Source organism: Streptomyces sp. NPDC057654 (assembly GCF_042800135.1).
In the GTDB taxonomy this organism is placed as follows: Bacteria; Actinomycetota; Actinomycetes; order Streptomycetales; family Streptomycetaceae; genus Streptomyces.
Map to the genome: position 1 here is coordinate 1 of NZ_JBHVHQ010000698.1, position 4,609 is coordinate 4,609.

The window sequence follows — 4,609 nt, forward strand, 5'->3', positions numbered from 1 at the left end:
CCATTGTCAGTGCGGCCGGTGGGACTCGAACCCACATGGGATTGCTCCCAGATGCCCCTAAAACATCCGCTTATACCAATTCAGCAACGGCCGCCAGCCGCCGACCACGGATCTCGGTCGGCGGTTCATAGTGTACGGCGACGCGAACCTATTCCACGAGTGGCTTCGATCGACGACTGCGACACCAGGTGTCCGTCAGCGCGTGACAGTTCGGACAGAGGTAGCGCAGGTTCTCCCGGCGGTTGTCGAGCCAGTCGCCATTGATGTGGTCGACTTCCAGGACGAGCAACCTGCCCTGCCAGGTGTCCCCGGTGCCGCACTCGGCGCAGACATGGGGCACGCCGATCTCGTCGAGCGCGCGCCTGAGCATCACCGTCTTCGTGCGCGACGAACCGGGCTCGCCTCGGCGCAGGAGCTCGACGGCGGGCTTGCGGTTCGCGGCCTGGCGGCCGCGGTAGGTGTCGGTCACGGCGTGGCAGTTCGGGCAGAGCAACCGCAGGTTCTGCGGCCGGTTGTCCCACCAGTCGCCGCTGACGTGGTCGACCTCCAACCGCAGCGGCTTGCCGTTCCACTCCGGCCCCGTGCCGCACATCGCGCATTTCTCCGGCAGGCCCCCGCGCAGCAGTGCGCGGCGCAGGCGCTCGCCTGGCACCCGCCCGTCGGACGGGGAGCCCAGGGTGAGGCGATGGTCTCGGGACCCTTTGCGACGGGTGGGGCGGACGGTCCCGAAGTGCGACGTGTCGATGCCGAGGGCGGCGATGCGGCGACCGATGTGTGCCTGGTTGCCGCCCACCGGGTGGATGCCGAGGCGTCGTACGACCTCCGTCACGCTGTACGAGCGGGCGACCGCCTCGCGGAGCCTGGCTTCCGTGTGCCGGACGCTCCCCATGGCGAGGTGCGAGGTGTCGACGCCCGCCTCGGTCGCCTTGGCGCGGAGGTAGCGCCTGCTGCCAGGCGTCGGCGTGCCGCCGCAGCGGCGTATCGCCTCGTCGAGCGTGGTCGAGGCAGCCACAGCCTCGGTCAGTGCCTCGCAGGTGTAGCGGACAGCAGTCACGGTTTCCCCTCCGTACCCGGCCACGCGTTCGTGGGCCCGTACGGAAAAACGAACCGCTTATCGGACGGTTACGCCCGATAAGCGGAACGGTTCCTACCGTCGACGGAAGCGGTCAGAACTTCGGGTCCGGGGCCGCCGAGGTGACGATCTCCGCGGCTTCTTCCTTGGTGGCGACGGACGGCGGGGAGCCCTCCAGCGGCTGGCGGGCCGTTTCCTTCAGGCAGGCGACCGCGATGATGCCGACGAGGGCGGCGGCCGTGGTGTAGACCGCCGGCATCATGTCGCTGCCCGTCGCCGTGATCAGGGCGGTGATCACGAGCGGGGTGGTGCCGCCGAAGAGGGAGGCGGAGAGGTTGTAGCCGATGGAGAGCGAGCCGTAGCGCACATTGGTGGGGAAGAGCGCCGGGAGCACGGCCGACATGGTGCCGAGGAGGCAGACCAGGGGGAGGCCGAGCATCAGCATGCCGCAGGTGACCGCGAACAGGCTGCCCTGCTTGAGCAGGAGGAAGGCCGGTACGGACAGGAAGAAGAATCCGATCATGCCCGCCATCAGCAGCGGCTTGCGGCCCACGCGGTCGTTGAGGCGGCCGATGAAGGTGATGATGACCATCAGCACGGCCATCACGCAGATCAGGATGATCAGTCCGTGCGCGTCGTTGTACTTGAGCTGGTCCGTCAGATACGTCGGCATGTACGACAGCAGCATGTAGTCGGTGATGTTGTACGCGCCGACCAGCACGATGCACAGCACCAGCCGCGGCCACTGCGCTATGAAGATCTGCTTCAGCTCGGTGGATTCGCTGTTGATGTTCTCGCCCGCGGGGGACGCGCTCTCCTCCTCCAGCTTCTGGAAGGCGGGAGTGTCCTCCAGCTTCATCCGGAGGTAGAGGCCGATCAGTCCGATCGGGCCCGCCACCAGGAACGGCACCCGCCAGCCCCACTCGTTCATGGCGCCGGAGCTGAGCGACGTGCTGAGGATGACCACCAGACCGGCGGCGCCGACGTAGCCGGCCAGCGTGCCGAACTCCAGGAAGCTGCCGAAGAAGCCGCGCCGCTTGTCCGGCGCGTACTCGGCGATGAATGTGGACGCGCCGCCGTACTCGCCGCCCGTGGAGAAGCCCTGGAGCATCCGGAAGAGGATCAGCAGCACCGGCGACCAGAAGCCGATCGAGCTGTACGACGGGATCAGGCCGATCGCGAAGGTGCTGATGGCCATCAGCACCATCGTCACGGCCAGCACCGTCTTGCGGCCGATGCGGTCGCCGAGGGGGCCGAAGAACATGCCGCCGATGGGGCGTATGAGGAAGGCCACGGCGAAGGTCGCCAGCGAGGACATCAGCCGCACGGTGTCGTTCCCGGAGGGGAAGAACACGTTACCGATCGTGACGGCGAGGTAGCTGTAGATGCCGAAGTCGAACCATTCCATGGCGTTGCCGAGGGAGGCCGCCTTGACCGCGCGCCTGACGATCTTCTCGTCGGTGACCGTGATGTCGGTCCGGCGCAGCTTGGGGTCCCTGCGCCGTGCGGCGGCTCTGAAGAGGGCCCTGTGCCGCTTGAGCGCCTGGGGGTCCTGATCTGGGTCTACCTCGGTGGTGCTGCCGGTGGACACGGCTCGGGTCCTCTCGGTAGGTCGGCCGCGCTTGCGGCTGTGCACGTACGAAGGGGACGTCTGCACGATCGTTGGCCGCTCAAACCATTTTCTTGTCCGAACGCGACGTAGGTCACTCGGGCGAGGGCCATTCGGGTGAGGAACGATCCGGGGCCAAAGGGAACGCGGGCTCTTTTTTACCCGTCATCACAACCGGGAAGATGGTGCCCGCCGCCGGGCAGACCGCCCGCGAAGGAGAGAGAACCCGATGACCGACCGCGCCGAGACGCGACGGGCCAGCCGGCGGGCCGTGCTGGCGATGTTCGCGGTCGTGACCGTGCTCGTGCTGGGCGGGGTGTGGCTGGGCCAGGCCGCGGACCGGGCGAGCGCGGTGGGCGCGGCGCCGAAGACGGCGGCGGCGCAGAAGTCGCGGCCGGCCGAGACGCAGCGGTTGGAGCAGTCGCACCGTACGGCGGACGCGAAGTCGGCGGCCCCGGTGGAGCTGCCGGGGGTGCGGGACTGCGGGGCCGGCGAGCCGGTGCTCGAACCGAGGATCATCACGTTGGCCTGTGCGGACGCGGGAGCGGTGGCGAGCGACATCAAGTGGGAGCACTACGGCGCGGACGGCGCGGACGGCAGCGGTGTGGTGCTGGTGTCCGGCGGCGCGAAGGGCGTGGCGCCGGCGTCGTTCCCGGCGACGTTCCATCTCTACGGGGCGAAGAACGTGGACGGGAAGAAGGCCTTCACCGGCCTGGACGTGGAGTACCTGGGCGCGACGCCGTCCGGCGACTCCACGGAGACTTACACGATCGCGTGATGGGCATCCGTGGCCGGATCGCGCTCGCGATCTCTTTCGTCACCGCGCTCGCGGTGGTGGTGCTGGGCGTCGCCGTGCACCACATTTCGGGCATGGAGCGGGATCATCAGGCCCGCTCGTACCAGGACGGGCTGCTGAGTTCGGCGCTTCAGGTCTATCAGCGGGACGGGACGCTGGCGCTGGGTGCGCAGCTGGACGATTCGGCGCTGCCGACGCCGCTGGTGCACAGGGCGGCGGCGGGGCACGCCGGTACGTACATCAGCGGCGGCGGCGATCCGCGGGTGTGGGCGGCGACGGGGGTGGGCGGCGGCAAGACGCTGTCGGTGTCGGCGCCGTATCCGGAGCGGGACGCGTTGCAGTCGGCGCTGGACAGGGCGCTGCTGGTGGCGGGGGTCGTCACGGTGGCGTTGATGGCGGTGGTGGCGTGGTTCGTGGCGCAGTCGCTGTCGCGGCGGCTGCGGCGGAGTGCGGCGGCGGCGCGGCGGATCGCGGCGGGTGAGCCGCCGGACGCGGAGGCGCTGGCGAGCGGGGGCCGGGACGAGGTGGCGGAGCTGGGGCGTTCGGTGCACGACATGGCGGAGGCGCTGGCGGCGCGGGTGGAGACGGAGCGGAAGTTCACCGCGGATGTGGCGCATGAGCTGCGGACGCCGGTGGCGGGGCTGGTGGCGGCGTCGGAGTTGCTGCCGCATCCGCGGGCGGTGGAGATGGTGCAGGACCGGGCGCAGACGATGCGGGGGCTGATCGAGGATCTGCTGGAGGTGTCGCGGCTGGACGCGGGGGTGGAGAGCGCGCAGCTGGATCCGGTGGATCTGCCGTCGCTGGTGCGGGGGATCGTGAAGCGGGCGGCGCGGCAGCGGGGGGTTTCGGAGGTGTCGGTGGAGGTGGTCGGCGAGGGCCGGATCGTGCCGACGGACGCTCGCCGGGTGGAGCGGATTCTGGTGAATGTGCTGGCCAACGCGGCGAAGCATGGGAAGCCGCCGATCGAGATCACGGTGCGGGGCACGTCGATCGTGGTGCGGGATCACGGGGCGGGGTATCCGCCGGATCTGGTGGATCAGGGGCCGCGGCGGTTCCGTACGGCGGCGCCGGAGCGGGGTACGGGGCATGGGCTGGGGCTGACGATCGCGGCGGGGCAGGCGGCGGTTTTGGG

General features: G+C 69.7%; 4 protein-coding genes and 1 tRNA gene. 2 read left to right on the top strand and 3 right to left on the bottom strand.

Annotation, left to right across the window (positions count from 1 at the left end; genetic code table 11):
- Positions 1–10: 10 nt before the first annotated feature.
- The 3 genes from ACFU99_RS33900 to ACFU99_RS33910 form a co-directional block, all read right to left on the bottom strand.
- Positions 11–94 (bottom strand) — tRNA-Leu (locus ACFU99_RS33900).
- A 54-nt stretch (positions 95–148) separates the two neighbouring features.
- A complete protein-coding gene (locus ACFU99_RS33905) occupies positions 149–1,054 on the bottom strand; it encodes a hypothetical protein (RefSeq protein WP_384399468.1) in 906 nt (301 codons plus the stop codon).
- 112 nt (positions 1,055–1,166) lie between these two features.
- Positions 1,167–2,663, bottom strand: a complete 1,497-nt coding sequence (locus ACFU99_RS33910; RefSeq protein ID WP_384399471.1) for an MFS transporter — start codon at positions 2,661–2,663, stop codon at positions 1,167–1,169.
- Positions 2,664–2,910: 247 nt separating this feature from the next.
- On the opposite strand from ACFU99_RS33910, the gene ACFU99_RS33915 reads away from it, so the two are divergent.
- Positions 2,911–3,459: a hypothetical protein gene (locus ACFU99_RS33915; protein WP_384399474.1), complete on the top strand. Its 549-nt coding sequence runs from the start codon at positions 2,911–2,913 to the stop codon at positions 3,457–3,459.
- On the top strand, positions 3,459–4,609 hold a 1,151-nt coding region (locus tag ACFU99_RS33920), incomplete at its 3' end, for a sensor histidine kinase (RefSeq protein WP_384399477.1). The genes ACFU99_RS33915 and ACFU99_RS33920, both read left to right, overlap by 1 nt.

Bases quoted from the DNA above. Each gene is read 5' to 3' on its own strand.
- ACFU99_RS33915 (WP_384399474.1), top strand. From the start codon at position 2,911: ATGACCGACCGCGCCGAGACGCGACGGGCCAGCCGGCGGGCCGTGCTG.